Genomic DNA, 26,645 nt, shown 5'->3' with positions numbered 1-26,645 from the left:
TTACCTTTTGAAGCGTATGGCCGGGAGATGGATCCCGAATTTGAATATACCTTTAGCGAATTGCGAAAAACCCATAATCAGGGAGTGTTCGACGTCTACTCTCCCGAGATGTTGCGCTGCCGAAAATCAGGGATTTTGACCGGTTTGCCGGATGGTTACGGTCGTGGTCGCATTATCGGAGATTATCGTCGGGTCGCGCTCTATGGCATAGATTATCTAATCCGTGAGCGGGAGCTGCAGTTTGCCGATCTGCAACCGGCTCTTGAGCGGGGAGAACAGTTGGAGCAGGTGATCCGCCAGCGCGAGGAGCTGGCCGAGCACAAGCGGGCACTGGTGCAGATCAAGCAGATGGCGACCAACTACGGCTTTGATATCTCCGGGCCGGCACGCACGGCGCAGCAGGCGGTGCAGTGGCTCTACTTTGCCTATCTGGCGGCGGTGAAGTCGCAAAATGGCGGGGCCATGTCCCTCGGTCGTACCGCCACCTTCCTCGACATCTATATCGAGCGGGATCTTAAGGCGGGGCTTATCAGCGAGCAGGATGCCCAGGAGCTGGTCGATCACTTCATCATGAAGGTCCGCATGGTACGTTTCCTGCGTACCCCCGAGTTTGACTCCCTCTTCTCCGGCGATCCCATCTGGGCGACAGAGGTGATCGGCGGCATGGGGCTGGATGGTCGCACCCTGGTGACCAAGAACTCCTTCCGCTACCTCCACACCCTCAAGACCATGGGGCCAGCGCCTGAGCCCAACCTCACCATCCTCTGGGCGGAAGGGCTGCCGCGGGCCTTCAAGATCTATGCTGCCCGCGTCTCCATCGATACCTCATCCCTGCAGTATGAGAACGATGACCTGATGCGCACCGACTTCGAGAGCGATGACTATGCCATCGCCTGCTGTGTGAGCCCCATGGTGATCGGAAAGCAGATGCAGTTCTTCGGTGCTCGCGCCAACCTCGCCAAGACCCTGCTCTACTGCATCAACGGTGGGGTGGACGAGAAGCTTAAGATCCAGGTTGGCCCGAAAGTCGCGCCCATCATGGACGAGGTGCTGGATTACGACACTGTCATGGCCAGCCTCGACAGCTTTATGGATTGGCTGGCGGTGCAGTACATCAGTGCGCTCAACCTTATTCACTACATGCACGACAAGTACAGCTACGAGGCCTCACTGATGGCGCTGCACGATCGCGACGTCTATCGCACCATGGCCTGCGGTATCGCCGGTCTGTCGGTGGCGGTCGATTCGCTGGCGGCCATCAAGTACGCCAGGGTCAAGCCGGTGCGCGATGCCGACGGGCTGGCGGTCGATTTCGTGATTGAGGGGGAGTATCCCCAGTACGGCAACAACGACGAGCGGGCCGACTCCATCGCCTGCGATCTGGTCGAGCGCTTCATGAAGAAGATCCAGGCGCTGCCGACCTACCGCAATGCGGTGCCGACCCAGTCGATCCTGACCATCACCTCCAACGTGGTCTATGGCCAGAAGACCGGCAACACCCCGGATGGCCGCCGCGCCGGTGCCCCGTTTGCCCCGGGGGCCAACCCGATGCACGGTCGGGATCGCAAGGGGGCGGTTGCTTCGCTCGCCTCGGTGGCCAAGCTGCCGTTCAAATACGCCAAGGACGGGATCTCCTACACCTTCTCCATCGTGCCGGGGGCGCTCGGCAAGGAACCCGCCAATCGCGAGAACAATCTGGTGGGGCTGATGGATGGCTACTTCCATCACGAGCGGGATGTGGAAGGGGGGCAGCACCTCAACGTCAACGTGATGAACCGCGAGATGCTGCTGGATGCCATCGACAATCCGGACAAGTACCCCAGCCTGACCATCCGGGTCTCCGGCTATGCGGTGCGCTTCAACGCCCTGACCCGCGAGCAGCAGCAGGACGTCATCTCCAGAACTTTCACCAACATGATGTAACTCTCATGCCCGGGGTGAGCAGGCTTGCTCCGGGCCTACTTTTTGTTTGTCAGCACGAGGAAGTAACAGATGCGACAGGTTATCACTACCAAAGCGGCGCCGGGCGCCATCGGCCCCTATGTGCAGGCCACCCGGATTGGCGACATCCTCTACACCTCCGGTCAGATCCCGCTGGACCCGGTGAGCGGCGACGTTGCGGAGGGGATCGAAGCGCAGACCCTGCGCTCCCTGCAAAACGTACAGGCGATTGTCGAGGCGGCAGGCGGCGAGGTGCGAAACATCTTCAAGACCACGGTGTTTGTCTCGGATCTGAACGTCTTTGCTGCGGTAAACCGGGTCTACAACGACTTCTTCACCGAGCACGATGCCATGTATCCGGCGCGATCCTGCGTAGAAGTGGCTCGGTTACCAAAGGATGTGAAGATCGAGATAGAGGCGATTGCTGCGCTGGAGTCCTGACGCGGCGATCCTTATCAATAAAAAGAGCGGCAGCTCGAGGGCTGCCGCTCTTTTTTCATCGAACCCGCCGTGCGCGATAAGGGCGCAAGGAGCAGGTCATTCTGGATCAGGCGATCCGTTCGATACGAGCCATGTAGAAGCCGTCGAAGCCGGTCTCGGACGGGCTCACGGTGTGATCGTCACGCAGACGGAAGTTTTCGTTGGCGGCGAGGAACTTGTCCACCTGCTGGCGGTTCTCCTCGGGCAGGATGGAGCAGGTTGCATAGACCAGCAGGCCGCCGACTTTCACCATCTGGCTGTAACGCTGCAGGATCTCTTCTTGCAGCGCGACCAGCACCGGCAGACGCTCGGCGGTATCACGCCACTTGGCATCCGGATTGCGCTTGAGTACGCCCAGACCGGAGCAGGGCACGTCCAGCAGTACGCGGTCGGCGCTCTCTTTGAGGCGCTTGACGGTCTTGCTGCTGGTGATGACCCGGGTCTCCACGTTGTGGGCTCCGGCGCGACGGGCGCGCTGCTTGAGGTTCTCCAGCTTCCACTCTTCCACATCCATTGCCAGCAGACGGCCTTTGCCCTGCATCATGGCGGCGATATGCAGGGTCTTGCCACCGGCACCGGCGCAGGCGTCGATAACGCGCATGCCCGGGGCAACTTCTAGCGCGGCGGCGACGAGCTGGGAGCCTGCGTCCTGCTGTTCGAAGCAACCATCGGCAAAGGCCTTGGTACGGAACAGGGCTGCGTCGGAGGTGACCTGCAGGGCTGTCTCCACACCTTCAACCGGAATGGTGGTGACATGCTCTTTGGCCAGCATGGCTTGCAGCTCATCACGGGTGCACTTGAGGGTATTGACCCGCAGGTAGCGTTTGGGCATCCAGGCCAGGGCGGCACGCTCGGCAGGCCAAGCCTCACCCAACTGCTCGCTACCCAGTTTCTCCAGCCAGCTCGGGCAACCATCCATCAGCACCGGGTTCTTCTTCGCCTCGGTCAGACGGCGGCGGAATGCCTCTTCATTGAAGCGATCCAGGGTCGGGTGGTTGGGCTGGGCAATTTTGTGGAAGGCATGCCAGCTGTGCAGCAGCGGCCAGACATTCTTTTCGGCCTGACGCACCTGAATACCGGTGAGGAAACAATAGAGGCTGAGACGGCGCAGCAGGTCGCCGGTGACCAGGGCAATCCTTGCCTGTTCTTGCGGTTTGAGTTCGATGCCGGAGAAGTGACGGGCATAAGCGCGGTCGAGGGTAAGACCCTGACCGAGCACATCGTCAATAATGGCAACGACCAGATCCCCGAAACGGGGCAACAGTGGGGATTTGAGCATGAGATTAACCTTGGCCAGATAAAGATGAATCACCCCGGTAGCGGGATGATTCTGAAACAGACAAACGGCGCAATGATAGGTGGAAGGGGGATGCGGTGCAAGGTGGATATTCGGCGAGTCATGCAGTATCTGGCTCGGTTGCTCCATATAAATGAGCAGCAACTGACCAGCCGCGATTCCTGATTGCAGGGAAATTTAAGGCAGTGTGACTTGCCAACTGTATAGCCATGGAAAATAAGTCGGAAATATGGGCGAAAGAGGCGCCATGTTGCCAAGGAAGGGTGAATGTTGTCCCTGATACCAGGTTTACAAGGTCGGTTTATCGAGCGCACAATGCCTGCGTCACTCTCTTGATGGTCGTGGAACCATTATTTATTTGAAGGAAAATCAAGATGATGGATGTTGCTGATCTGCGCCGTGAGTATACCCGTGGCGGGCTGCACCGGGCCGATCTGCCGGCCGAGCCGCTGGCGCTGTTCGAGAAGTGGTTGGCGCAGGCCTGTGAGGCCAAACTGACCGATCCCACCGCCATGGTGGTGGCGACGGTGGATGCCGAGGGTCAGCCCTGGCAGCGCACCGTGCTGCTCAAGCACTACGACGCCCAGGGGATGGTTTTTTACACCAACATGGGCAGCCGCAAGGCGCAGCAGCTGGAAGGCAATCCCCGTATCAGCCTGCTCTTTCCCTGGCATACGCTCGACCGTCAGGTGCATGTGACCGGTCGGGTGGAGAAGATGAGCACTTTCGAGGTGATGAAGTATTTCCACAGCCGTCCCAAGGATAGCCAGATTGCCGCCTGGGTCTCCAAGCAGTCGACCCGCATCTCGGCCCGTGGCGTGCTGGAGGCCAAGTTCCTCGAGCTCAAGCAGAAGTTTGCCAATGGCGAAGTGCCGCTGCCGAGCTTCTGGGGCGGATTCAGAGTGGTGATCGAGACGGTGGAGTTCTGGCAGGGGGGCGAGCACCGGCTGCACGACCGCTTCTACTACACCCGCGAAGGGGATGGCTGGCATATCGAGCGTTTGGCACCCTGAGCGCGCTGTTCAATTCTGTTTTCACAAGGAGTGTGTATGCGTCTGTATGGTGATCTGCGTTCCGGCAACTGTTACAAGGTGTGGCTGCTGGCCCGCTGGCTGGAGCTGCCCCTTGAGTGGGGTGAGGTGGATATTCAGGCGGGGGATACCCGTACCCCCGTATTTCTGGCCATGAACCCCAACGGCAAGATCCCGGTGCTGGAGATTGGCCAGGGCGATACGCTGGCGGAATCCAATGCCATCCTCTTCTATCTGGCGCAAGGTAGCGCCTTGTGGCCAACCGATCCGCGCCTGCAGGCCGAGGTGCTCAAATGGATGTTCTTCGAGCAGTACAGCCATGAGCCCTATATCGCGGTAGCGCGCTTTATTGTTCACTATCTCGGCCGCCCCGAGTCCCAAGAGGCGCGTCTCGACGGGCTGAAAGCCGGTGGCGAGAAGGCGCTGGCGGTAATGGAGCAGCAGCTGAAACAGAGCCCCTACCTGTGCGGTGATGCGCCGACCATCGCCGATATCGCCCTTTATGCCTACACCCACGTGGCAGAGGAGGGGATCTTCTCCCTGCAGGGGTGGCCCGCTATCCGTAGCTGGATCGCCCGTATCGAAGCCCATCCCCGGCATCTGACGCTGCCAGCGGCCTATCAGGCCAGCTGATGGAACTGCTGATCGAGGCCAGTCTGTGGCAACCGCAGTGGGCTGCGCTGTTGCCGCACTGGCAGCAGCAGGGTCATCGCTGGCAGCTGCTGCTGGGCAAAGAGGCGGCGGCTGCCCTCGATCAAACCGATGCACCCTGGGCGAGCAGCCCTCCAGACGGGGTGCTCTGCCCGGGAGCCCTGCTGGCTGCCTGGCTCGATGGGGATCTGCTGGCGGATTTTCATGTTGATCCCAGCCGCCAGGTTCTGATCAGTGCCTCTACCTCCCTATTGACCCTCGCCAGGGAGCAGGGACTGCTCACCCTTGGCCCTGTGGGGGCCGATCTGCCGCTCACCCCCGAGGCCGATTTGGGTGCCGTGCTTAATCGCCTGCTGGCGCGCCGCGTGATGATACCGACGTTGGCCGAGGATTCGCACGCCGCTGGCGTCGTGCTGCGACCACTGCAGGCCGCCGATGAGCGCGAGATAGTGCGCTACTGCAGCGACGAGGCGCTGGCCCGCTATACCCTCAATATTCCTCACCCCTATCCGCCGGAGGGGGCCCGCGACTGGCTGGCCCTTAGCTGGCGCAAGGCGGCGCTTGGCCTTGGCTGGAGCTGGGCCATCACCTTGCCAGAGGAGCAAGGGGCGGCGCTGGTTGGGGTGATCTCCCTGCACTGGAATGGCGAGCTCGCCTGGTGGGTGGGCGTACCTTGGCAAAATCGCGGTCTGGCGACTCGGGCCGCCAGCTTGGTCAAGGAGTTTGCCTTTGACCAACTTAAACTGCCGGCGCTGACGGCTCGCCATATGCCAGACAATTTAGCCTCCGGCCGGGTGATGGCAAAACTGGGGATGCACTATCGCGGGCGGCGCCATATCAGCGGTCGTCAGCCGTGCGAGGTGAGCTACTGGCGGCTGGATCGCGCGCCCTCCTTGCCCAGCCCCTTGCCCGAGGAAATTGCCCGCTGGCTGGCAGATGAGCGGATCGCCGTGGTGATCCTGTGGGATCCTGCCACGACCAATCGGCAGAGTGCCAACGGCAAGCTGGCCATCTCGCTCTTTGTGGATGAGAGGGGCGAGGGGGAGAAGCCCTGTTTTCTGCGTTGCCCGCCGCATCTTGAGAGGTTGCTGGCGCTGCACTGTTACCCCGTCGATCTGCTGGAGCAGGCCGAACCGGAGCAGTTGTCCCATCTTGGCGGCGTCTTGCTGAAAGACAGGGATGAACGGGGGCTGGCGTGGCTGCTGCAACTGGTCGCGCTGCAGCGTCAGGGGCCCGAGCTGCTTAGCCGCGAGGAGCGCGTATCACGGCTCCACTGGTTCAACCAATTGATGGCGCAGGCGCTGGGCGGCAACGGTGACTCTTCGCAGATACGCTATCAGCAGTTACGGCTGCTGGTGGAGCTGCCGGAGCTGGTCGACGAGCTGGATGGCTGTTGGCATCAAACGCCCGAACTGACCTTTGAGCGGTTGGCGCGGGAGGCTCCCGCCCTCTGGCTGGCCTACCGCGAGGCGATGAACAGGGCCACCCCGGCTACGCTAACAGCCTTGCAGCAGCAGTTTGCCGCTCGTTTTCCTGAGTGCACCCTCCCATTTTTGGACAAAGGTACTCAGAATGACCAGCCGTTGTGTGGAATAATGCCCGCTCTGCTGTACGAGGAGTAATACCTGATGTTGAGAACCGAGCGCCCCGGTGACATGCTGCCGGTCTATGAGCTGCTGAGTGCCGCCTTCGGTCGTTCCGATGAGGCCGAACTGGTCAACCGCCTGCGCGAATGTGGTGCCGCCGTAGTGACCATGGTCGAAGAGGAAGAGTACGAGTTCATGGGGCACCTGATGCTAAGCCCGATCACCATTAACGGCATGGAAGGGCCCTGGCTCGGTCTGGCGCCGGTCGCGGTTCATCCTGACTGGCAAGGTCAGGGGATTGGCTCGGATCTTATCCGTGAAGGGCTTGATACGGCGCTCGAGATGGACTGGAAAGGGGTGGTAGTACTCGGGGATCCGGCCTATTACAGCCGTTTCGGTTTCCGCCCGGCCAGCGAGTTTGGCCTCCACTGCATCTATGAGGTGCCTGCCGACTGCTTTATGGCGATGGAGCTGCAGGAAGGGGGGTTTGCGGGAGTGCAGGGGGAGGTGCTCTATCACCCCCTGTTTGATGAACTCCCTGACGAGCTGCCGGACGCGCAGGCAGAAGAGTCCTATTTATAGCGAGAAGTCGCAGCGACAAGCCATAGCGAAAAAGCCCTCATCGAGGGCTTTTTCAGTTTATATCAGTCCCTGCCGGACTTATTCGAGCAAATTGGCTCAGGCAATGATGTCGAGCTGGGTGCCCTTGCGATTATCTTCGCCCACCATGTCACCCATCTGCTGGGCGAGCGGGCTCTGCTGGAATTGCATGTAGTCGCTCAGATTCTGCTGGCGCTGGTTGCGATTGGCCGCCTGATAGAGTTCAGCCGTGCTCGGGCCCGACTTGCTGTCGCTCTCCTGACCGCTGGCCTCCAGGTAGCGCTCCACCACGGCTTTATCTTGCTGGTTAGCCGTATAAGAGACCGCCATGGTTCTGCGAGCCGTTGCTTTCTCTTCGCTCTGTGCCTGCAATTCATCCTTCTTGGTCAGTGCTTCGTTACGGGCCTGACTGACCTGCTCGGGTGTGACAGCGGGAGAGGAGGGGTATTTGCCGTAATCGGGCAGCGGCATGGGCCGGGAGGTGATTTGCATGGTGGCGCTTCTCTTGTGAACAGGGACGGACGCATGATACCCATCCATGTTAGCTCAATAAATCACCACTTGTCGGTTCATCAAGAGTGGGTTCAGCTTCACGCATCGATTGTTAATTGAACCGCCTCTGAATGACAAAAAAGGCGCCATAAGGCGCCTTTTTATCCTTCGCTTACCGCCGGATCAGTTGAAGAACCAGTAACCACGGTTGACCAGACGGGTCAGCAGTTGCAGGAAACCGGCCTGATCGGCCAGCTCCACCATATCGGCCTGAGTGATGATGTCCTTGTCACACAAGAGGGAAATGGCTGCCGCGTCTTCGCTCTGCAGCGTCCAGGCTTCGCCGTCGATGAAGCATTGCTGGCTCTCGCCGCTGAACCAGACGGTGCGCAGACCCGGCACCTTGATGGCTGGCTCGCCCTGGGTCAGCAGGTCAGCTACCTCCTCGGCGCTATAGTCCGGCTCGACCGGATTGACGTCCAGATCGTGCTTGGCCTCGGAGATCATGGTGCCGAACCACTCCTTGAACAGGGTCTCGTCATCGAGGGCCTGTTGCATCAGCTCGCGCAGACGGTGCAGCTCGTGGGGCTGGATCTCGCCGTGACGGGCACGGGGTTTGAGGTCGGCATCGCCGTAACGCTCGGTACGCACCTCGTTGTCGATCAGGTGATCGGCAAAGGAGGAGATAAGCGCCTTGGCGTCCGGCGCGCGGAAGCCCACCGAGAAGTTCATGGAGGGCTCGATGGCGTAGCCTTCGTGGGGGAATCCGGGCGGAATGTAGAGGATGTCACCCGGCTCCATGATGACGTCGATGATCGCCTCGAACGGCTCGCAGTGCAGCAGGGCGGCGTGGGCGGCAAACTCGTTGAGCGGCTTGGCATCGCCAACCCGCCAGTGGCGTTTGCCCAGCCCCTGGGTGATGAACACATCGTAGTTGTCGATGTGGGGGCCGACACCCGCATGGGGGGTGGAGAAGCTCACCATCACATCGTCAAAGCGCCAGCCCGGGATGAACTGGAACGGCACCGCCAGCTCGTTCACCTCGGGAGCCCAGTGGTTGCAAGCCTGTACCAGAATGGTCCAGTTCTCTTCGCCCAGATGGTCGTAGGATTCGAAGGGGCCGTGGGCGGCATCCCACTTGCCGTCGAAACGGGTGACGAGGCGGGACTCGACCACCTCTTCCATGGCCAGACCCGCCAGTTCATCCGGGCTGATGGGATCCTGAAAGTCCTTGAAGCCACCCTTGATAAGGAGCGGGCGCTTCTGCCAGTAGTGCTCGAGGAAGTGAGCGATATCCAGATTGAGTTCGTACATGCTGTTTCTCGTGTCTCGCAAAGAGGTTTTGCCCAAGGCAGGCTTGGGAAAAGCCACTCGGGATCCTGCCGTGGCAGGGAAAATAACAGGGGCCCTGTGGCATATCGTGCACAGGGCCCCTTCGTCACTGCCGGTTGGCTTACTTCAGCAGATCGACCAGACGCTGGGCGTCGCCGATATAGTTGGCCGGGGTCAGCTTTTTCAGCTCGACCTTGACCGCTTCCGGCAACTCCAGAGTGTCGATAAAGGTACGCATCCCTTCGGCATCGACGCGGCGGCCACGGGTCAGCTCCTTGAGCTTCTCGTAAGGCTTCTCGATACCGTAGCGGCGCATCACGGTCTGGATCGGCTCGGCCAGCACTTCCCAGTTGGCATCCAGATCGGCGGCCATGGCGGCGTCGTTTGCTTCCAGCTTGGAGATACCCTTGAGGGTCGCCTGATAGGCAATCAGTGAGTAACCCACCGCCACACCCAGGTTGCGCAGCACGGTAGAGTCGGTCAGATCACGCTGCCAGCGGGAGATGGGCAGCTTGCTCGCCAGATGCTGGAACACGGCGTTGGCCAGACCCAGATTGCCTTCGGAGTTCTCGAAGTCGATGGGGTTGACCTTGTGCGGCATGGTGGAGGAGCCGATTTCCCCCGCGATGGTGCGCTGCTTGAAGTGGCCCAGGGAGATGTAACCCCACACATCGCGGTCGAAGTCGATCAGGATGGTGTTGAAGCGGGCCATGGCGTCGAACAGCTCGGCGATGTAGTCGTGCGGCTCGATCTGGGTGGTGTAGGGGTTCCAGGTCAGGCCCAAGGAGGTAACAAACTCCTCGGAGAACTGGTGCCAGTCCACATCCGGGTAGGCGCTAAGGTGGGCGTTGTAGTTGCCGACCGCACCGTTGATCTTGCCGAGGATCTCCACCGCCATGATCTGCTTGAACTGGCGCTCAAGACGATAGGCGACGTTGGCCATCTCCTTGCCCATGGTGCTCGGGGTGGCAGGCTGACCGTGGGTGCGGGAGAGCAGCGGCATGTCACGGTACTCGTGGGCCAGACGCTTGATCTCGCTGATCAGCTTTTCGCAATAAGGCTTGATGACCTCTTCGCGAGCGGTTTTCAGCATCAGACCGTGGGAGTTGTTGTTGATGTCTTCCGAGGTGCAGGCGAAGTGGATGAACTCGCTGACAGCCGCCAGCTCCGGGTTCACTTCGACTTTCTCTTTGAGGAAGTACTCCACCGCTTTCACATCATGGTTGGTGGTGCGCTCGATCTGTTTGATACGGGCGGCGTCACTCTCGTTGAAGTTGCTGACGATGCCGTCGAGCAGGGCGTTGGCGGCCGCGCTCAGGGCAGGGACTTCCGGGATCCCGGCGTGGCTAGCCAGTTTTTGCAACCAGCGCACCTCGACTTCGACGCGAAAACGCAGCAGGCCGAATTCGGAGAAGATAGGGCGCAGGGCATCGGCCTTGTCGCCATAACGACCGTCAATCGGGGAAACAGCAGTCAGCGCGGACAGCTCCATGGGGTGAACTCCTGATGATTTGTGTGGGGGATCCGTATCCACTCGCGCGTGGGGCTGAGTCGTCATCAAGGCGGATGTGCGGCTGTTCACCCTGATGTTGACCTCGCTTGCCCGCGCGCGAGCCGATGATTAGTAACGTTTGGCCAGCTCCACCATCTTCTTGCGAGCGAAGATGATCTGGGTGCGGCTGCCACCGAGCTGACGCCACAGCACGCAGGCACGAATGCCCGCCAGCAGCAGGGCGCGCACCTTGTGCTGCACCAGCGGTTGCTGCAGGAACAGCGGGGTACCCGCCACCTGGATGCGTGGCCCGATGGGGCTGATAAGATCGCTGTAGATGCTCGCCATGTTGGCCAAAATCTGCTCGTCGAGCAGATCGAAGTGCTGTTGCTGGCGGCCAATCTGGCTGATCCGCTCACCCAGCATGTTGAGAATGTCCTTGCGCTTGGCCAGCTTGCGCTCCAGCGCAATCAGGCTTACCACGTAGCGGGTCAGCTCGGCATTTTTCTGGCTGCCGTCGGCTCCCAGCTGCTCGACCAGCGCACGGTAGCCGTCGCGTATGGCCAGATGGGTGTTGTTGAACACCTCGAGCGGCTGGCTCGGGTTGGTCACCAGAATGCTGGAGAGGCTCTCGCGCAGGGCGGCCTCGTCACAGCTGCCGTCTCGGGCCACCTTCTGCACCAGATACGCGGCCTGGCAGATGCCGGCAAAGGCCATGGTTCTGTCTTGGAATTTATCGCTCACGTCTGCTGCCTTCTGTTAAGGATTCAAACCGGATGGCTGAAACGTTGTTCGATGATGCCGCCGCCCAGACACACTTCCCCGTCGTAGAAGACGGCGGACTGGCCCGGGGTCACCGCAGCCTGTTTCTCGTCGAAGATGACCCGGATGGTCTCGTCGTCGATGGGCTGGATCAGGCAGGGGATATCCTGCTGACGGTAGCGGGTCTTGACGGTGCAGCGACGCGGTTCGCGAATGGGAGTGCGATCCACCCAGTGCAACTGGCTTGCAATCAGGCCATCGGAGTAGAGACGGGGATGCTCGCCCTGCGCCACCACCAGCACGTTGCGCTCGACCTCTTTGTCGACCACGTACCAGGCCTCTTCGGTGGCATCTTTGCGACCACCGATACCGAGCCCCTTGCGCTGGCCCAGGGTGTGATACATCAGACCCTGATGCTCGCCGATCACCTTGCCATCCACGGTCTCGATTTTACCGGGCTGGGCGGGCAGGAACTTGGCCAGGAAGTCCTTGAACTTGCGCTCACCGATAAAGCAGATGCCGGTGGAGTCTTTCTTCTTGGCGGTGATGAGATCCAGCTGCTCGGCGATGCGGCGCACCTCCGGCTTCTCCAGATCGCCAACCGGGAACAGGCTCTGACCCACTTGCTTCTCGCTCAGGGTATAGAGGAAGTAGCTCTGATCCTTGTTGTTGTCGAGACCGCGCAGCAGGCGCGGGCGGCCGGTGCTGTCGTCACGGCGCACATAGTGCCCGGTGGCGATGTAGGTGGCACCCAGCTCTTCGGCGGCAAATTCGAGGAACGCCTTAAACTTGATCTCCTTGTTGCAAAGGATATCGGGGTTCGGCGTGCGGCCAGCCTTGTACTCTTCGAGGAAGTGCTCGAACACATTGTCCCAGTACTCGGCCGCGAAGTTGATGGTGTGGAGTTTCATCCCCAGCTTGTCGCAGACGGCCTTGGCATCAGCCAAATCCTGGGCGGCAGAGCAGTACTCGTCCGTGTCGTCTTCTTCCCAGTTCTTCATGAACAAGCCTTCGACCTGATAGCCCTGCTGCTGGAGCAGGTAGGCCGAGACGGAAGAATCCACGCCGCCGGACATGCCGACGATCACCTTGATTTGGCTGTTGTCTGTCATTAGTCGAAGTTACCAGTTCGTTTAAACGGGGCGTATTCTACCAGAGTTTTGCGCCCCCGGTCACATATCCATGCCGCAGTTCCCATCAGGAGCCTGATAGCAGGAAATCGTTTTTCTGTTGTTGGCCTTTGTCACCGAAAAAGAGTTTCAAATGGCCTCAGATAAAGGCCTTGAGGGCCGAGAGTGGCAGCCGTGTCCCCGCCAGATAATCCTGAATGCACTGCCACACCAAGGGGCTGCGCAGGGCCGGTTTGCATTCCGCTATTTCTTCCTGAGTGAGCCAGTGGCAAGCCAGCACATCACCGTCAGGATCCTCTGGATGGTGCTGACCGGGCGCTTTTTCAAGGTCGAAGATGATGGCGGTGCGCACATAGGTGGCCTCGCTGTCGGCCGGTTTGAACAGATAGGTACCAAGCCAGGCGGTCGGCGCGGCGGTCAGACCCGTCTCCTCTTTGAGCTCGCGGCAAGCCGCTTCAAGCAGGTTTTCCCCCGGCTCCACATGGCCGGCGGGTTGGTTGAAGCGGCGCTGGCCTTTTATCTCCTCTTCCACCACCAGAAAGCGGCCCTGCCACTGCACCAGGGCGGCGACCGTCAGGCGCGCCTCCATGCGGGCGTGGCTGGTGGCCGATTGCTCTGCCTGATTGCTCATCATGACTCCTTGTCGCTGCTATTGGGATTGCCCGTACGGGCGGGTCTGCGTGCCGTTCCTCGCCCGCTGCTGCGGGGTTTGCCGCCGGTCGGGTTCGTGGCTGCGCGCTCGGTTGGGTGAGTGCTGCGGGGACGCTCGTCCCGTCTCGGCTGGCTAGCCCGCCGTGGCGCATCTCCTGCCGGTTTGGCCGGTTTGGCGGTATGAGCGCCTGAACGGGATGAGGAGGGACGCGGGCGGCTGCTGGAGCTTGGCGCCAGCTCGGGGGCGGGTAGGCTGCGGCTCTCGCCGGGTGCCAGTCCATCGAGGGTCCAGTCACCGATGGCGTAGCGAATAAGGCGCAAGGTGGGGTGGCCGATATGGGCGGTCATCCGCCGCACCTGGCGGTTGCGCCCCTCGATGATCTTGATCTCCAGCCAGCTGGTGGGGATCTCCTTACGCTCGCGGATCGGCGGATTGCGCGGCCACACCGCAGGTTCATCCATGATGCGCGCCCCGGCGGGCAGGGTCATGCCGTCATTGAGCTCCACACCGGCGCGCAGGGCGGCCAGTTTCTCCTCGCTCGGGATCCCTTCCACCTGCACCCAGTAGGTCTTGGGGGTCTTCTCCCCCGGCTGGGTGAGGCGCGCCTGCAGCTTGCCATCGTTGGTGAGCAGCAGCAGCCCCTCGCTGTCGCGATCGAGCCGCCCTGCGGCATAGATGCCGGGCTCTTTGATGTAATCCTTGAGAGTCTCGCGGCCCGCCTCGTCGGTGAACTGGCAGAGCACCATGTAGGGCTTGTTCAGCAGGAGCAGCTTGCGATCCTCGGGGGCCAGCTCCGGCTTGCGAGGGGATGCATGGTGGGGGGCGGCTGGTTTGGCCGCCGTGCGCGGGGCGTTATCGCGCGGCGCGCGGCTGACAGAGAGACGGGAGCGGGGAGATTTCATCGGATACACACTTCAGACAGACGATGGCAGCGAGTGTACCACAGGGTGCTGAGGGCTGGATGAATGGCTGGTGTTTCAACAAGCAGCGCCCAGAGCCAATTCGCCTAGCTCAGCAGGCTCTCGATCACGATAGCCTGACGGGCGGGGGCCGAGCCCGCCAACAGCAGGGCGTGGCTGACCACATCGTCGATCATCGCCTGCGCCAGTCGGGTGAGGGGGCGCAGGGTCTCCCGTCCGCTACCAACCGGCACCGCCAGCAGAATAATGGTCTGCACCGGTCCGATTTGAGAGCCCCACTCGATGGGCTCCTTGCAATTGAGCAGGGTCAGCGCTGGCTGGCTGATCCCTTCGCTCAATACATGAGGCATGGCAAGGCCGGGGCGGATGATGGTGGCCGAGACCTGCTCGCGCCGACTGATCGCCTCCTCCAGCGCGGCTCTGTTGCTGACCAGCTCGGCGGGCAGCAGATCGATCAGATGCTCGAGCGCTTCGGCCTTGGTCACCGGTTCGGTGCTGTGGGCCAGCTGGCGCAGGGCAAAATGGTAGTCGGGCAGGGCGTTGGCCAGTCGCAACTCTGCCAGCGCGGCGGTGCGCGGGCGCACCAGTGGTTGACCCAGTTCCCCGCACCAGCAGGTGAAGGCCATGTGGGCCAGCTCGGCATCGCACCCTTCAATCTGCAACTGGCAGAGATCGCCGGGTTGGGTGGCGAGGGTCAACAGGGAGAGCTGGTTGCTGGCGGCAACGGTCTGACGCCGGGTGAGGTTGGCGCAGCGGATGGTGGATTTGAACATCCCCGCCAGCCGGTTCAACTGCTTGGCCTGGGTGATGCTCAACCCCTGCTGGCAGTAGAAGGTGATTTCGCGGGTCAGCATCAGGCCGGGATCGGCAGGGCCTTGAGTACGGCGTTGGCATCCAGCAGCACGGTTTCCAGTCTCACCTGATGGATGGTGCAGCCGAGGAAGCGCTCTTTCTGCTCAATCTCGATATCGGAGGCAATCAGCACCAGGTCGGCGCTGGCAATATCGCGGGCGGTCAGCATGTTTTCCATGCCCATGGCGCCCTGAGTCTCGACCTTGATCTTGAGTCCCAGCCCAGTGGCGGCTTTTTGCAGGGCATCGGCAGCCATATAGGTATGGGCGATACCGGTCGGGCAAGCGGTGACGGCGACGATCTTCATCTGCTCTCTGTGATGCTGACAAGGGGGAGCAACAAGATAGCGCCAGCGGGGGGCTTTTACCAAAAGCGCATATGAAAAGTGGGATCTTGATGGGGATATGCCCGTCCCTTGAACGACAGTGCAGGCTGATATGGGCCAGCCGGGAGTGGGGTTTCCACAAAAAACAAGGGCCACCCCTGTGGGTGACCCTGAACAATCTGCGTCTGTTGTTATGGCTATCAGGCGGTCTGGGCGGCCAGCTCGGCGGCTTTCAGTTCGCGCTTGATGCGGCGGATCTTGCGCTCTTCGGCGACCGCGACACAACCCATCAGTACCAGACAGGCGGCGGCTGCGATATCCAGCGCCGCGAAAGTGCCGGTCCAGCCGGTCAGACCGAAGATGGGGGTGCCATCGGCGATCATGCCCAGACCCAGTTTGGCGAAGCTGTCACCAATCAGGTAAGCAAAGGTGCCCTTGACGCCATCGGCTACGCTGATGCCCTGCTTGGGGACGAAGCCCACGGCGGCGACGCCGATCAGCAGCTGTGGACCAAACACCAGGAAGCCCAGGGTGAACAGGGAGCCCAGGAACATGAACTGGGTAGTCGCATGCTGGTATAGACCCAGAGTCGCGATGATCAGCGCCAGTGCCACACAGGCAACCAGACCACGACGGCCATTGGCCAGATCGGAGAGGTAACCCCACATCAGGGTGCCGACCAGAGCGCCCACTTCGAAGAAGGTAAAGCCCTGAATGGCCACGTCTTTGGAGAAGCCCAGCTCCTGGTGGGCATAGACGGTAGACCACTGGTCGATACCGATACGCACCACGTAGAGGAAGATGTTGGCAAAGCAGAGCAGCCAGATCACCTTGTTGAGCAGCACATACTTCACGAAGATCTGCCACTTGGTCAGCTGCTGCTCTTCGGTGGCGATATCCTCTTCGCTCGCCACTTCGTCAAACAGCTCTTCCACCTTGCCAAGGCCGTAGGCTTCCGGCGAATCGCTACCAAAGCGCAGGCCGATAAAGCCGACGATCAGCGCGATGATGGAGGGGAAGATAAACATGCCGAGCACGTTGCCATCGAACAGGTAGTTGGCACCGAACAGCGCCACACCGGCCGCACCGGCACCGCCCACGTTGTGGGAGAGGTTCCACATACCGAGATAGGTGCCGCGCTTGTTGCGAGGGGTCCACTTGGTGATGGTGGAGTAGCTGCACGAACCGCCACAGCTCTGGAAGAAACCGCTCAGCGCATAGAAGAAGATCATGAAGTAGAGGCTGAAACCGGTGCCGCCCATGCTGGCACTGAAGCCCAGCATGCACAGCGCGGAGAGGATCAGCATCAGCGGCAGGAACTGCTTGGTGTTCTTGCCATCGGCGTAGTAGGAGACGATGGTCTTGCCCACCCCGTAGGTGATGGAGAAGCCAAGGCCGATCATGCCAAGCTCGGTCATGGAGAGACCGTACTCCTGGATCATGTCATTTTGCGCAATGTTGAAGTTCTTGCGGATCAGATACATGGTCAAATAGCCAATAAATACAACCAGATAAGATTGCATAAACGGCTTGAACCAGAGCTTGCGCCGGGCTTCGACCGGCAGGTCCAGGGTGGGGACCCGGACCTGTTGGAGCAATTTCAACATCTTCGTTCATCCTCTGCGAGATAGACGGTATTTCCGCCGCGCCCCTCATTTGTAGATAGGTTGTTCGAGGTCACGCCACGGAAGGGGGAACGGAACGTCGGGGCTGTCAGCCGTTGCTGCGCTCGACGCTCCATCCATATAAACCCGGGCCCGGCACGGGATGACGGGGCGCATTGCCCGTCGCGGTGCGGGTCACGACATCAGGTGAGGTGACTCTAATAAGAGGGGCAAGAAATGGCTTGAGAGCCATCCCTAGTGGGGCTAGGAAATTTTCCTAGTTTTTGCGCTTTCGCGGACAAAGCGTGAGAAACATCACACCGCTGACGCCGGATTGCTGCCATTTCAGCCAGTTTGGCGTTCTGTGCGAGTGCTGGTCTGGGCTGGGGAGGTGGGATGGATTGGCCAGAAGGGAGCCAGGGAAAGGCAAGGAGAGAGGTGAAGGGAGAGATGAGGGAAGAGTGCTTATCGACCACTATTTCTCGAGGGGGCGATATTGGGAAATACGGCTCGCCAGCCATCCCCAAAAACAAGAGGCCACCCCGTGGGGTGGCCTCTTGTCATGTTTTACGAGCCGCGATGGCGAGGGGGGCACTCAGGCCGCCTTGGCCAGGGTCACCTCGTCACTCTTCTTGACCCGCAGTTTTTTCAGGGCAACCGCCACCACGCCGGTGACGATGGCACCGCAGATCATGCAGAGCAGGGCCAGCAGGGGCTTGTTGACCGCACCCAGCAGGGCCACGATGGGGCCACCGTGGGCGACGCTGTTGGTGATGCCAAACAGGAAGGCCATCACTGCGGCGGTCATGCTGCCCAGAATGTTGGCCGGGATCACTGCCAGCGGATCACGGGCGGCGAACGGAATCGCCCCTTCGGAGATCCCCACCAGACCCATGGCGCCGGCGGCTTTGCCCGCTTCGATTTCAGAGGCATCGAAGATACCGAGCTTGCGACCGAGTACGGTAGCCAGCGACATGCCAAGGGGCGCGGCCGGGATGGCGCAGGCCATGGCACCCATAAACTGGGTCTGACCGGAGGCGATCATGCCCACCGAGAACAGGAACGCCACCTTGTTGACCGGGCCACCCATATCAAAGCCGGCCATACCACCCAGCACGATACCCAGCAGCACCAGACTGCCGCCGCTCATGGAGAGCAGCATGGCGTTGAGGCCGGTCATCATGTCGGCAATCGGGGCGCCGATAATGAAGATAAATACCGCAGCGATAAACAGGGAACCGACGATGGGGGCGATCAGGATCGGCACCAGCGGTTGCACCATCTTGTGGTACTGGCGAGTGGCAATCCAGCGCACCAGATAGCCGACCAGCAGGCCCGCGATGATGGCACCGATAAAGCCGGTACCGGCGTCAGCGCCGTAGAAGCTGCCGTTGTTGGCGATCCAGCCGCCAATAAAGCCCGGTGCCAGCGCCGGACGATCACCGATGGCGTAGGCGATATAGCCCGCGAGAATGGGGATCATCAGGGTGAAGGCGGCCACGCCCACGTTGAGGATCTGGTTCCACATGCTCCCTTCCGGGATCTGCATGCCGCTCGGGGTCGGGTTACCGCCGATGGCAAGTGCCAGCGCAATCAACAGACCGCCGGTCACCACGAACGGGATCATGTGAGAGACACCGTTCATCAGGTAGCGATAGAGATCGGAACTGCCGCCCGCGCTCTTCTCTTCACCTTTTTTATCTTCTTTGCCAGCCACATAGGCGGGGGCTTTCAGGGCCTGCTCGATCAGACCCTTGCCATCCTTGATGGGGGCTTTTACGCCGGTCTTGATGAGGGGCTTGCCAGCGAAGCGGGCCATGTCCACCTGCTTGTCACAGGCCACCACGATGGCGGTGGCGCGGGCGATCTCGTCCGCGGTCGGGTTGTTCTTGACGCCGATGGAGCCGTTGGTCTCCACCTTCACCTCATAACCCAGCTCCTTGGCGGCGCGCTCCAGCGACTCGGCAGCCAGATAGGTGTGGGCGATACCGGCCGGGCAGCCGGTGACACCGATGATAAAGCCCTTGCTGGTGGTCGGGGCCGCGCTCTGCTCCTCTTTCTTGGCCAGCAGCAGCGCCAGCGCATCGGCCGGAGTTTTCGCCGCCAGCAGCTTGGCGATAAAGCCCTCTTCGATCAGCTTGGCGGAGAGCTCGGCCAGCACCTCGATATGGTGGTTGGCGCCGCCATCGGGGGAGGCGATCATAAAGAAAATATGGGACGGCTTGCCATCTTCGGCGCCGTACTCGATGCCGTTGCGGCTGATGCCGATGGCGACCGCCGGGTTGCATACCGCTGCACTCTTGGCGTGGGGCAGGGCCACGCCCTCTTCAAAGCCGGTGTTGCCCAGCTCTTCGCGGGCCCACAGATCCTTGATAAAGGCCTGCTCGTTGCTGACCTTGCCTTGCGACGCCAGCAGGCGGGCCATCTCGGTGAAGACCTCTTCCTTACGCGTCGCTTTCAAATCGAGGTTGATCAGATGTTCATTGATCAAGGTGGTGATCATGGCGCTCTCCCCGCTTCCGGTGACGGAAGCTATGCGTGAGTACGTATCGACGTACTGGATAAAAATGACCTTATCATTATCGCGGCTCGCCCGCCCCCTCCCTATCGGACAAATGTGCTAATCACTGGATTTTTGTGCGCAGTAAAACGCGATGTGATGAAGATCCCGTTTTCAGGCAGGACTCACCATTTTCAGGTTATTGCTAATTTTGTCTTTAAAAACAAATAAATGGATTGTGGTTGGTCTCGTGGCCAGGTTTGTAATGTGTCATGTCAATAAATTAATCACCAGCAGGGTCTGGATTTATATGTGGTTTTAAGGCGTTATCAGATGTGACCCTTCTCACAAAAAGTCGCCATTTCGTCGGGCGGATTAGGATTTTTATGCGCCTGATGGCGGAGGCCAATCGCATTGGCTGGGCGAGCGCAGAGGGGTGTTGTTTGGGAAGAAAGTGTGGTGGCAAGAGAGGGATGGCTGAAAAGATAGAGGTGATAACGCGAACGTTCGAATACGCTGCGCTATTCGAACCTGCGGATTACACAATATGCGCCACCGACCCCAGCCAGTTGGGAACTTGTTGCCGATACCACTCCAGATATTGCTGTGCCTGCGGCTTCTCTCTTCTGGTCAGCAGATTGGTGACCTCAATAATCAGCCAGCACTTGGCCATGACGAGATGGCGGAGCAACCGGTCGCCAGAGAGCAGCGAACTGTGGCGCAGATAGCGTTCAATGATGGTTTCATACTCAGCCAGCGAACCCATCCGCGGCACCAGCGGGGCCAGATCGATGGCCGGACTGCCATAACCAAATCGCTCCCAGTCAAACAACACCAGCTCACCATTGTTGCGGGTGCCCCAGTTGCCCTCATTGCTATCTCCCGAAATCAGGCATGACTCCTCGAATAGTTCGTGACCAAGTTGCTGGATATGGCGGATCTTCTCGTTTACCGCTTCCGGCAGGCAGAGTACAGAGAGCGCCTCGTTGGTGTCGGCGAGCGACCAGCCGTGAGTTTTAACCGCAAAGTCGGGCTGATAGTTGGCGTTATGCAGGCTGGACAGCTGAGCAAAGGTCTGTTCGTTGTGGTGCAGCTGCGTGAGCGTGACCGGATGAGGGATCTGCTCAAGGAACAGGATCTCTCCTTCGGCCCTGAGCAGGGCAGGTGTGTTGAGCCCGCTCAAATGCGGGGCTGCACGTTGGTAGAAATGGCGCTCGACCGGTGATGCGCCGCTTTTTCTGATACAGGGCTTGCCATCCAGCAGCTGGATATTGACCGAAGCGCCCCCCATTTTCGCCAGCTCCTGTTGCGTCATCCTCTACCCCGTTAGCTATGAGTGGTCAGGTGCGTGAGATAGCTATTTACCTCTGCCCGAGTCGTGAAACGGTGCTTGTCGTTTGGGAATCGATCAAACAGCTCGTGATGGAATTGGCGGGAGCTTTTGCCGGCTCGCTGCCCATATTCCGATGCCCACACCAGCAGTTGTTGAAAGCTCTCTTCGGCTGCCACTGCATCCCGTTGCCTGGCACTTTGTGATCCGCGAGATAGCAGTGAATCACGGCATACCGACCAGTCGAGATCCAGAAATAGCAGGGTATCAGCGGCATCAAGTAGTTGCTCGGCCAGGGCACCAAATACCCCTTCGACCACCCATGATGGCTCTTGAGCAAGTGTCTGAATGGCATGATCAATCTCATGCTGGGGCCGTTTTTGGTTAAAGCCGCCCGGCTGCCAGACAATGGTGTCCAGATTGACCTCGCGGATAGTTAACCCCTCAGCCAATCGAGCTGCCAACCAGCTCTTGCCCGATCCCGAGTTACCAATAATCAGAATGCGTTTCATCTATGAGCACTCTTTTCTGGAACATCTCGTATGTTGGGCCAAACATCGTAGGTTGGAGCTGAACGAAGTGAAGCCCAACGTTTACCGCGACAATATCTTAATTGCTTACATCGACTTCAATCGCCCTTGGAAATGGCGGTAAACATCATCGTTATTAAAGCCATCCACATTCTGGCTGGAGAAAATAAGCGGGGTGACGCCTTGTGCCAGCGCCAGTTTCTGCGCTTCGACTACCAGCGTATTGATCAGAACCATGCCGGAGATGGAGGAGAAGGCGCCGGTGACCCGATCATTGACTTCGCACAGGCCATCGCCCGGCGGCACGCAGTTATCCAGTACCAGATCGGCCAGCTCCATCAGTTTTTGGCCAGAAGGGTGACGACTCGGGTTTTGCGCCGATTGCGCCACTGAGGTAATAGGGATCACCTTGTGGCCGCGTGCTCTGGCAAGCTGGGCCCACTCGATGGGCAGGGCGTTGCGTCCCGAATTGGAGATGACCACCATCAGATCCCCCGGCGCAATCGGCTGCTCCTCCCACAGGATGGCGGCAAGCCCCGGCAGCTTCTCCAGCGCCGAGCTGCGCAGGGCGCCATCGGCGGTGGTGACGGTGGAGTCGAGCACGGCGTTGATATTGCCAAGGCCACCGGCACGGATAAACCCCTCCAGCCCGACCATATGAGAGTGCCCGGTGCCCAGCATATGGATCATCTTGTTGTGGACGATGGACTCGCTAAACCAGTGGGCCGCCTGCCGGATCCCGGCTTCGTTCTGGCTGACCATGGTTGCAATGCGCGCTTGCAGTTTTTCGACGTACTCAAACATAACGGCGGGCTCCTTTTCTGTTGCCGGAGAGGGGCACCTCATCCTGTGAACGGGTTCTATTGAGTGACTCTTAAGATCCGCTGAGATTTATCAACCTGCTTGTTTAATTCTTTGAGCTTGTTAAGAGAGATTTGGTATTGACCATTTGAGGGCAGGGGTTTCCCGTCAAACTGCTGCCATACCAAGTTTCCCGGGCCATTAAAAATCTCTTCGAATGTGCCGTTGGGAAGAATTTTGATGGCGATGGTGTGTTCTGGCTGGCTGCGGAAGGCGACTGATTTTGCCTGCGTGGCTTTGATTTCAACTTGCAGCCCGGATGGAGATAAAGCGTCATATCCCTTGTTTGATGCATTCATCAATTCTAACCCGTAAGCATCTGCAACCAGACATTCGCCAATACTGCCGACCATATGGCCATCGGGCGTAAAGTGTCTTCCCGGAAACATTTCTTCAAGTTCCTCTACTGTCGAGTAGAGCTGTTGTACCAATCTCTGGAATCGCTTGTGATCGATCATGTTTTTTACCGCTTTGATTGTTCAGTTTTGTCGGTCGGATTGTCGAAGCGTAATTGGACGGTCACGAGGAAATTATCGCTCCATCCCATTTCTTGCTGGCACGCTACCGCCTTTGGACGACAGCCTCCACTCTGCTGCTGTTAACCGATGATGTGGCGGGAGGTGATGGCGCTATGGTGGCCAGAGCGATCTCGGCAATGCCCTTCCCAATCCAGGTTGCCAAGTGAGCCATGGTAATCAAGGTGGGGGCGATGCAAAACCGGCAGCAGGTAAAAACCTGCCAAGGATCAACAAACTACTTGCTGGATGGCGGGACTTGATTCGGTTGGTTGTGTGACGGATGACAGATGACAGACTGGAGCCATCAATACTCCAGAAACTTCTCCCCGCAGCGTTCGCAAATTAGATGTTTTACATGGGGGGTCTGGTAGGCCAGTGTTTCACCAAACGCCCAGTTGGTGATGCTGCTGGAAGTAAAGGCTTGCCAGAAGGCTTTACGCGGATCCTTGGGCATGATGTCCTGGCTGTGATCGCGGGCGACCAGCACCACGATATGGCGGGTACGCTCCCTGCATTTGTCACAGCGATGGATTTCAGTTGGCGGATTCTGGTCGTGCGGGTTGCTCATAAATGGGCTCGTGAAGAGAGTGGACGCCCATCATATTCCTCTCCACTTGGCTCTCAATCTCTCCTTGCCGGCGCAGTGAGCAACCTCACATTTTGCGCTGCTGTAGGCTTGCCCAGCCAGTTCAGGCTGATGCCCGCTTCTGCGGTTTGCTGGTGAGCGGTGATGATATGGCGGGTGGGGTGAGCTCGGGCTTGTCCAGCCAGCTTAGGCCGATGCCCGCTTCTGCGGTGTGCTGGTGAGCGGTGATGATATGGCGGGTGGGGCGAGCTCGGGCTTGTCCAGCCAGCTCAGGCCGACTCCCGTTTCTGCAGATTGGGGGTGATGATATGGCGGTTGGGAGCGAGCTCGGGTTGCTGCATCCGGGTCAGCAGTCGTCTCGCCGCCTGACGGCCGATTTCGCGGGCCGGTGAGCTGACAAAGGTGAGGGCGGGGGAGGTGAGTTCTGCCTCCGCCACATCGTCAAAACCGAGCAGGGCCACCTGCTGGCCGATGTAGTTGTCCTTGCCCACGGTGCGGCCGCTCGCCTCGACGCCATAGATGGCGCCGAGCGCCACCTCGGGGTAGTGGCAGAGCACTGCGGTCACCTTGGGGTGCTGGTGCAGCAGCTGGGCGATGGTATCGGCGGCGCTGCGCTGGGTGCGCTCGCACTCCAGTACCCACTCCGGTTTGAAGGGCAGGCCATATTGCAGCAGGCTGGCGCAGTAACCGCCGATGCGCTCGGCGCGGGTGAGGGAGTCGGCCCGACCGCCGACGTAGGCGATATGGCGGTGCCCCTGCTCGATAAGATAGGTGGTGGCCTGCTTGGCGGCGTGGGTGTTGTCGGGGCCGATAAAGTCCACGTCATCGCGATAGTAGGAGCGGGCGGCGCACACCACCGGCAGTTCGGAATCGAGCAGGGTCTCCAGGGTTTTGGCCGCCGCGCCGCGCACCGGATTGAAGATGATGCCCGCCACCCCTTGGCGTGACAGGGAGTGGATGCTCTGCTGCAGTCGCTCCGGGCTGTGGCCGCACTGGGTCAGAAACAGCAGATAACCCTGCTGCTCCAGCACCTCGCTCACCCCGGCGGTCACCTCGGTATAGAAGGGGTCGGTGATGTCGCGCAGGATCAGCCCCACCAGATTGGACTGCTGGCTGCGCAGGTTGGCGGCGGCGCTGTTGGGCACATAGTCGAGCTCTTTTATCGCCTGTTGCACCCGCTCGGCGGTGGCCGGCGAGATGCGCCCCTTGCCGTTGAGCACCATGGAGACGGTGGTGACCGACACTCCCGCCCGCTGGGCGACATCAGTGATCTTGGTGGCTTTGGCAGAGAGGGATTTGGGCGACATAGGGCGAATGGACGACGGACAGTTGAAAGCGAGGCCCCAGCATACCTGCTTGGGTTGCCAAGTGAAACGTTACATCACCATCTGGCCGATCCGGCTCACAAATTTGGATCCTGCTGCCAGCCAGCCCCCCTATTCTGTGATCCTGTCGGCACTTGCAAATTGATAAAACGTTTTATCATCCAGCAAAACCTGATGCTGACCCGCGCCTCTGCGTCGAGATTGCTACGAGCAGCCACGGGGAAAGCCGCAGATATTGCTGTCTATTCACAAGGAGCCGTTTCATGGCCAAGCCTCAAGCCAAATCCACCATCTGGGAGTTCCTGCAGAGCCTCGGCAAGACCTTTATGTTGCCGGTCGCCCTGCTGGCCTTCTCGGGCATTTTGCTCGGTGTCGGCAGCTCGCTCACCAGCGACGCGGTCAAGCAGAGCATGCCCTTCCTCGACAATACCGTGCTGCAACTGCTGTTCCTCTGGATGACCAAGGTAGGGCTGGTGGCCTTTATCTACCTGCCGGTGATGTTTGCGGTGGCCATTCCGCTCGGGCTGGCGCGGGAAGAGAAGGGGGTCGCGGCCTTTGCCGGTTTCGTCGGCTATGCGGCGCTCAACCTCTCCATCAACTTCTACCTCACCGTGGCCAACGTCATCGGTGACGCGGCGGCGGAGAAGGCCTACGGGGTGAAATCGATCCTCGGTATCAGCTCCATCGACACCGGGATTCTGGGGGCCATCATCGTCGGGGTGATTGTCGCCAAGTTGCACGCCCGTTTCTACACCTACAAGATGCCCGATGCGCTCGCCTTCTTTGGCGGTGCCCGCTTCGTGCCCATCATCACCGCGCTGGTGCTGGGTGTGGTCGGTCTGGTCGTGCCGTTCGTCTGGCCCTGGTTTGCCGCCGGCATCAACGGCATCGGGGCGCTCATCTCCCACGCTGGCCCCTTCGGCCCCTTCCTGTTCGGTACCGGTGAGCGTCTGCTGCTGCCGCTCGGCCTGCACCACATTCTGGTGGCGCTGATCCGCTTTACCGAAGCGGGCGGCACTCAGCTGGTGTGCGGTCACGAGGTGAGCGGCGCCCTCAATATCTTCTACGCCGAGCTCTCCTGCGCCGACACTTCCGGCTTCTCGGTCTCTGCTACCTCCTTCCTCTCTCAGGGCAAGATGCCTGCCTTCCTCGGCGGCCTGCCGGGTGCGGCGCTCGCCATGTATCACTGCGCTCGCCCGGAAAATCGCGGCAAGATCAAGGCGCTGCTGGTCTCCGGCGTGGTGGCCTGCGTCATCGGTGGCATCACCGAGCCGCTCGAGTTCCTGTTCCTGTTCGTGGCACCGATGCTCTACGTCATTCACGCCATCCTGACCGGTCTGGGCTTTATGACCATGGGGCTGCTCGGCGTCACCATCGGCAACACGGACGGCAACCTCATCGATTTTCTGGTGTTCGGCGTGCTGCAAGGCACCGCCACCAAGTGGTATCTGGTGCCGGTCGCGGCCGCGATCTGGTTTGCCATCTACTACAGCGTGTTCCGTTTCGCCATCGTGCGCTTTAACTTGAAGACCCCCGGCCGTGAAATCGAGACCAGCGAGACTGCCCAGCCCGCAGGCAAGAAGGCCGGCAACAGCGGTTACAACGGTGAAATCATCCTTAACGCCCTGGGCGGGGCCGATAACATTCTGGCGCTCGATAACTGCATCACCCGCCTGCGGATGTCGGTGCAGGACATGAGCCGGGTTGATGACAAGGTATTGAAAGCAAACGGCGCCATCGGGGTGATCAAGCTCGACGAGCACAACCTGCAGGTGGTGATCGGCCCGCAGGTGCATCTGGTGAAAAACCAGCTGCAGAGCCTGATGGGGGCCTGAACCGGCCAATAAG

General features: G+C 60.0%; 24 protein-coding genes and 1 pseudogene. 7 read left to right on the top strand and 18 right to left on the bottom strand.

What is annotated here, in order from left to right:
* Positions 1-6: 6 nt before the first annotated feature.
* Positions 7-1,923, top strand: a pseudogene (gene pflB / locus ACTG2G_RS04910) (formate C-acetyltransferase); the annotation flags it as partial.
* A gap of 69 nt (positions 1,924-1,992) precedes the next feature.
* Positions 1,993-2,382, top strand: coding sequence for a RidA family protein (locus ACTG2G_RS04905; protein ID WP_421387971.1), 390 nt, complete (start codon positions 1,993-1,995; stop codon positions 2,380-2,382).
* A gap of 106 nt (positions 2,383-2,488) precedes the next feature.
* On the opposite strand, the gene ACTG2G_RS04900 is transcribed toward ACTG2G_RS04905, so the two are convergent.
* Entirely contained in the window at positions 2,489-3,700 is a 1,212-nt protein-coding gene (locus tag ACTG2G_RS04900; RefSeq protein WP_439985238.1) for an RsmB/NOP family class I SAM-dependent RNA methyltransferase, read from the bottom strand.
* Positions 3,701-4,092: 392 nt separating this feature from the next.
* On the opposite strand from ACTG2G_RS04900, the gene pdxH reads away from it, so the two are divergent.
* The 4 genes from pdxH to ACTG2G_RS04880 are packed head-to-tail and all read left to right on the top strand — an operon-like array spanning position 4,093 to position 7,568.
* On the top strand, positions 4,093-4,731 hold the full coding sequence (pdxH, locus tag ACTG2G_RS04895) for a pyridoxamine 5'-phosphate oxidase (protein ID WP_323968708.1): 639 nt from the start codon (positions 4,093-4,095) through the stop codon (positions 4,729-4,731).
* 36 nt (positions 4,732-4,767) lie between these two features.
* Positions 4,768-5,382, top strand: a complete 615-nt coding sequence (locus tag ACTG2G_RS04890) for a glutathione S-transferase family protein (protein WP_439985237.1) — start codon at positions 4,768-4,770, stop codon at positions 5,380-5,382.
* Entirely contained in the window at positions 5,382-7,022 is a 1,641-nt protein-coding gene (locus tag ACTG2G_RS04885) for a GNAT family N-acetyltransferase (RefSeq protein ID WP_439985236.1), read from the top strand. Before ACTG2G_RS04890 ends, ACTG2G_RS04885 begins: the two co-directional genes overlap by 1 nt.
* A 6-nt stretch (positions 7,023-7,028) precedes the next feature.
* Positions 7,029-7,568, top strand: a complete 540-nt coding sequence (locus tag ACTG2G_RS04880; protein ID WP_216979243.1) for a GNAT family N-acetyltransferase — start codon at positions 7,029-7,031, stop codon at positions 7,566-7,568.
* Between the two features lie 96 nt (positions 7,569-7,664).
* Here the strand turns inward: ACTG2G_RS04880 and ACTG2G_RS04875 are convergent, their stop codons facing one another.
* From ACTG2G_RS04875 to ACTG2G_RS04795, 17 genes are all read right to left on the bottom strand, one after another.
* Positions 7,665-8,078: a hypothetical protein gene (locus ACTG2G_RS04875; protein WP_005361994.1), complete on the bottom strand. Its 414-nt coding sequence runs from the start codon at positions 8,076-8,078 to the stop codon at positions 7,665-7,667.
* A 183-nt stretch (positions 8,079-8,261) separates the two neighbouring features.
* The gene (locus tag ACTG2G_RS04870; RefSeq protein ID WP_005353621.1) at positions 8,262-9,392 is read right to left on the bottom strand and encodes a ribosomal protein uL16 3-hydroxylase; all 1,131 of its coding nucleotides are present in this window, start codon (positions 9,390-9,392) and stop codon (positions 8,262-8,264) included.
* A gap of 139 nt (positions 9,393-9,531) precedes the next feature.
* Positions 9,532-10,902: an adenylosuccinate lyase gene (gene purB / locus ACTG2G_RS04865; RefSeq protein WP_088868772.1), complete on the bottom strand. Its 1,371-nt coding sequence runs from the start codon at positions 10,900-10,902 to the stop codon at positions 9,532-9,534.
* Between the two features lie 129 nt (positions 10,903-11,031).
* Positions 11,032-11,646, bottom strand: coding sequence for a high frequency lysogenization protein HflD (hflD, locus tag ACTG2G_RS04860; RefSeq protein WP_005334622.1), 615 nt, complete (start codon positions 11,644-11,646; stop codon positions 11,032-11,034).
* Between the two features lie 23 nt (positions 11,647-11,669).
* Positions 11,670-12,776 carry a tRNA 2-thiouridine(34) synthase MnmA gene (gene mnmA / locus ACTG2G_RS04855; RefSeq protein ID WP_058052872.1) on the bottom strand — a complete coding sequence of 369 codons (1,107 nt, stop codon included), beginning with the start codon at positions 12,774-12,776 and terminating at the stop codon, positions 11,670-11,672.
* Between the two features lie 157 nt (positions 12,777-12,933).
* On the bottom strand, positions 12,934-13,425 hold the full coding sequence (locus ACTG2G_RS04850) for an NUDIX hydrolase (protein ID WP_439985888.1): 492 nt from the start codon (positions 13,423-13,425) through the stop codon (positions 12,934-12,936).
* Positions 13,425-14,348: a 23S rRNA pseudouridine(2457) synthase RluE gene (rluE, locus tag ACTG2G_RS04845; protein ID WP_416014051.1), complete on the bottom strand. Its 924-nt coding sequence runs from the start codon at positions 14,346-14,348 to the stop codon at positions 13,425-13,427. Before rluE ends, ACTG2G_RS04850 begins: the two co-directional genes overlap by 1 nt.
* 104 nt (positions 14,349-14,452) lie before the next feature.
* Positions 14,453-15,220, bottom strand: coding sequence for a PTS sugar transporter subunit IIA (locus tag ACTG2G_RS04840; protein ID WP_421387985.1), 768 nt, complete (start codon positions 15,218-15,220; stop codon positions 14,453-14,455).
* Positions 15,220-15,525 (bottom strand): PTS fructose transporter subunit IIB, encoded by a 306-nt coding sequence (locus ACTG2G_RS04835; RefSeq protein WP_005334611.1) that lies wholly within the window; start codon positions 15,523-15,525, stop codon positions 15,220-15,222. Before ACTG2G_RS04835 ends, ACTG2G_RS04840 begins: the two co-directional genes overlap by 1 nt.
* A 218-nt stretch (positions 15,526-15,743) precedes the next feature.
* Positions 15,744-17,150 carry a hexose-6-phosphate:phosphate antiporter gene (gene uhpT, locus ACTG2G_RS04830; protein WP_005353611.1) on the bottom strand — a complete coding sequence of 469 codons (1,407 nt, stop codon included), beginning with the start codon at positions 17,148-17,150 and terminating at the stop codon, positions 15,744-15,746.
* A 592-nt stretch (positions 17,151-17,742) separates the two neighbouring features.
* Positions 17,743-19,650 (bottom strand): PTS fructose transporter subunit IIABC, encoded by a 1,908-nt coding sequence (locus ACTG2G_RS04825; RefSeq protein ID WP_439985235.1) that lies wholly within the window; start codon positions 19,648-19,650, stop codon positions 17,743-17,745.
* A 535-nt stretch (positions 19,651-20,185) separates the two neighbouring features.
* Positions 20,186-20,962: a phosphotransferase family protein gene (locus tag ACTG2G_RS04820; protein WP_421244123.1), complete on the bottom strand. Its 777-nt coding sequence runs from the start codon at positions 20,960-20,962 to the stop codon at positions 20,186-20,188.
* A gap of 11 nt (positions 20,963-20,973) precedes the next feature.
* Positions 20,974-21,489 (bottom strand): AAA family ATPase, encoded by a 516-nt coding sequence (locus ACTG2G_RS04815; RefSeq protein ID WP_323914868.1) that lies wholly within the window; start codon positions 21,487-21,489, stop codon positions 20,974-20,976.
* A 105-nt stretch (positions 21,490-21,594) separates the two neighbouring features.
* On the bottom strand, positions 21,595-22,311 hold the full coding sequence (locus ACTG2G_RS04810; RefSeq protein ID WP_439985234.1) for a sugar isomerase domain-containing protein: 717 nt from the start codon (positions 22,309-22,311) through the stop codon (positions 21,595-21,597).
* Between the two features lie 56 nt (positions 22,312-22,367).
* Positions 22,368-22,826, bottom strand: coding sequence for a DUF6998 domain-containing protein (locus tag ACTG2G_RS04805; protein WP_042082438.1), 459 nt, complete (start codon positions 22,824-22,826; stop codon positions 22,368-22,370).
* A gap of 364 nt (positions 22,827-23,190) precedes the next feature.
* Positions 23,191-23,454, bottom strand: a complete 264-nt coding sequence (locus ACTG2G_RS04800; RefSeq protein WP_323914866.1) for a hypothetical protein — start codon at positions 23,452-23,454, stop codon at positions 23,191-23,193.
* A gap of 287 nt (positions 23,455-23,741) precedes the next feature.
* On the bottom strand, positions 23,742-24,779 hold the full coding sequence (locus tag ACTG2G_RS04795) for a Mal regulon transcriptional regulator MalI (protein WP_005344074.1): 1,038 nt from the start codon (positions 24,777-24,779) through the stop codon (positions 23,742-23,744).
* Positions 24,780-25,060: 281 nt separating this feature from the next.
* Between ACTG2G_RS04795 and malX the strand changes: the two genes are divergently transcribed.
* A complete protein-coding gene (malX, locus tag ACTG2G_RS04790) occupies positions 25,061-26,632 on the top strand; it encodes a maltose/glucose-specific PTS transporter subunit IIBC (RefSeq protein WP_439985233.1) in 1,572 nt (523 codons plus the stop codon).
* Positions 26,633-26,645: the final 13 nt, after the last annotated feature.

This window comes from Aeromonas sp. 55A (genome assembly GCF_051919665.1).
Classification (GTDB): Bacteria; Pseudomonadota; Gammaproteobacteria; order Enterobacterales; family Aeromonadaceae; genus Aeromonas; species Aeromonas veronii.
This window is presented reverse-complemented; position numbering and strand designations above follow the sequence as displayed.

Coding starts and splice junctions, on each gene's coding strand:
- ACTG2G_RS04905 (WP_421387971.1), top strand. CDS start 1,993: ATGCGACAGGTTATCACTACCAAAGCGGCGCCGGGCGCCATCGGCCCC.
- ACTG2G_RS04900 (WP_439985238.1), bottom strand. CDS start 3,700: ATGCTCAAATCCCCACTGTTGCCCCGTTTCGGGGATCTGGTCGTTGCC.
- pdxH (WP_323968708.1), top strand. CDS start 4,093: ATGATGGATGTTGCTGATCTGCGCCGTGAGTATACCCGTGGCGGGCTG.
- ACTG2G_RS04890 (WP_439985237.1), top strand. CDS start 4,768: ATGCGTCTGTATGGTGATCTGCGTTCCGGCAACTGTTACAAGGTGTGG.
- ACTG2G_RS04885 (WP_439985236.1), top strand. CDS start 5,382: ATGGAACTGCTGATCGAGGCCAGTCTGTGGCAACCGCAGTGGGCTGCG.
- ACTG2G_RS04880 (WP_216979243.1), top strand. CDS start 7,029: ATGTTGAGAACCGAGCGCCCCGGTGACATGCTGCCGGTCTATGAGCTG.
- ACTG2G_RS04875 (WP_005361994.1), bottom strand. CDS start 8,078: ATGCAAATCACCTCCCGGCCCATGCCGCTGCCCGATTACGGCAAATAC.
- ACTG2G_RS04870 (WP_005353621.1), bottom strand. CDS start 9,392: ATGTACGAACTCAATCTGGATATCGCTCACTTCCTCGAGCACTACTGG.
- purB (WP_088868772.1), bottom strand. CDS start 10,902: ATGGAGCTGTCCGCGCTGACTGCTGTTTCCCCGATTGACGGTCGTTAT.
- mnmA (WP_058052872.1), bottom strand. CDS start 12,776: ATGACAGACAACAGCCAAATCAAGGTGATCGTCGGCATGTCCGGCGGC.
- ACTG2G_RS04850 (WP_439985888.1), bottom strand. CDS start 13,425: ATGAGCAATCAGGCAGAGCAATCGGCCACCAGCCACGCCCGCATGGAG.
- rluE (WP_416014051.1), bottom strand. CDS start 14,348: ATGAAATCTCCCCGCTCCCGTCTCTCTGTCAGCCGCGCGCCGCGCGAT.
- ACTG2G_RS04840 (WP_421387985.1), bottom strand. CDS start 15,220: ATGCTGACCCGCGAAATCACCTTCTACTGCCAGCAGGGGTTGAGCATC.
- ACTG2G_RS04835 (WP_005334611.1), bottom strand. CDS start 15,525: ATGAAGATCGTCGCCGTCACCGCTTGCCCGACCGGTATCGCCCATACC.
- uhpT (WP_005353611.1), bottom strand. CDS start 17,150: ATGTTGAAATTGCTCCAACAGGTCCGGGTCCCCACCCTGGACCTGCCG.
- ACTG2G_RS04825 (WP_439985235.1), bottom strand. CDS start 19,650: ATGATCACCACCTTGATCAATGAACATCTGATCAACCTCGATTTGAAA.
- ACTG2G_RS04820 (WP_421244123.1), bottom strand. CDS start 20,962: ATGACGCAACAGGAGCTGGCGAAAATGGGGGGCGCTTCGGTCAATATC.
- ACTG2G_RS04815 (WP_323914868.1), bottom strand. CDS start 21,489: ATGAAACGCATTCTGATTATTGGTAACTCGGGATCGGGCAAGAGCTGG.
- ACTG2G_RS04810 (WP_439985234.1), bottom strand. CDS start 22,311: ATGTTTGAGTACGTCGAAAAACTGCAAGCGCGCATTGCAACCATGGTC.
- ACTG2G_RS04805 (WP_042082438.1), bottom strand. CDS start 22,826: ATGATCGATCACAAGCGATTCCAGAGATTGGTACAACAGCTCTACTCG.
- ACTG2G_RS04800 (WP_323914866.1), bottom strand. CDS start 23,454: ATGAGCAACCCGCACGACCAGAATCCGCCAACTGAAATCCATCGCTGT.
- ACTG2G_RS04795 (WP_005344074.1), bottom strand. CDS start 24,779: ATGTCGCCCAAATCCCTCTCTGCCAAAGCCACCAAGATCACTGATGTC.
- malX (WP_439985233.1), top strand. CDS start 25,061: ATGGCCAAGCCTCAAGCCAAATCCACCATCTGGGAGTTCCTGCAGAGC.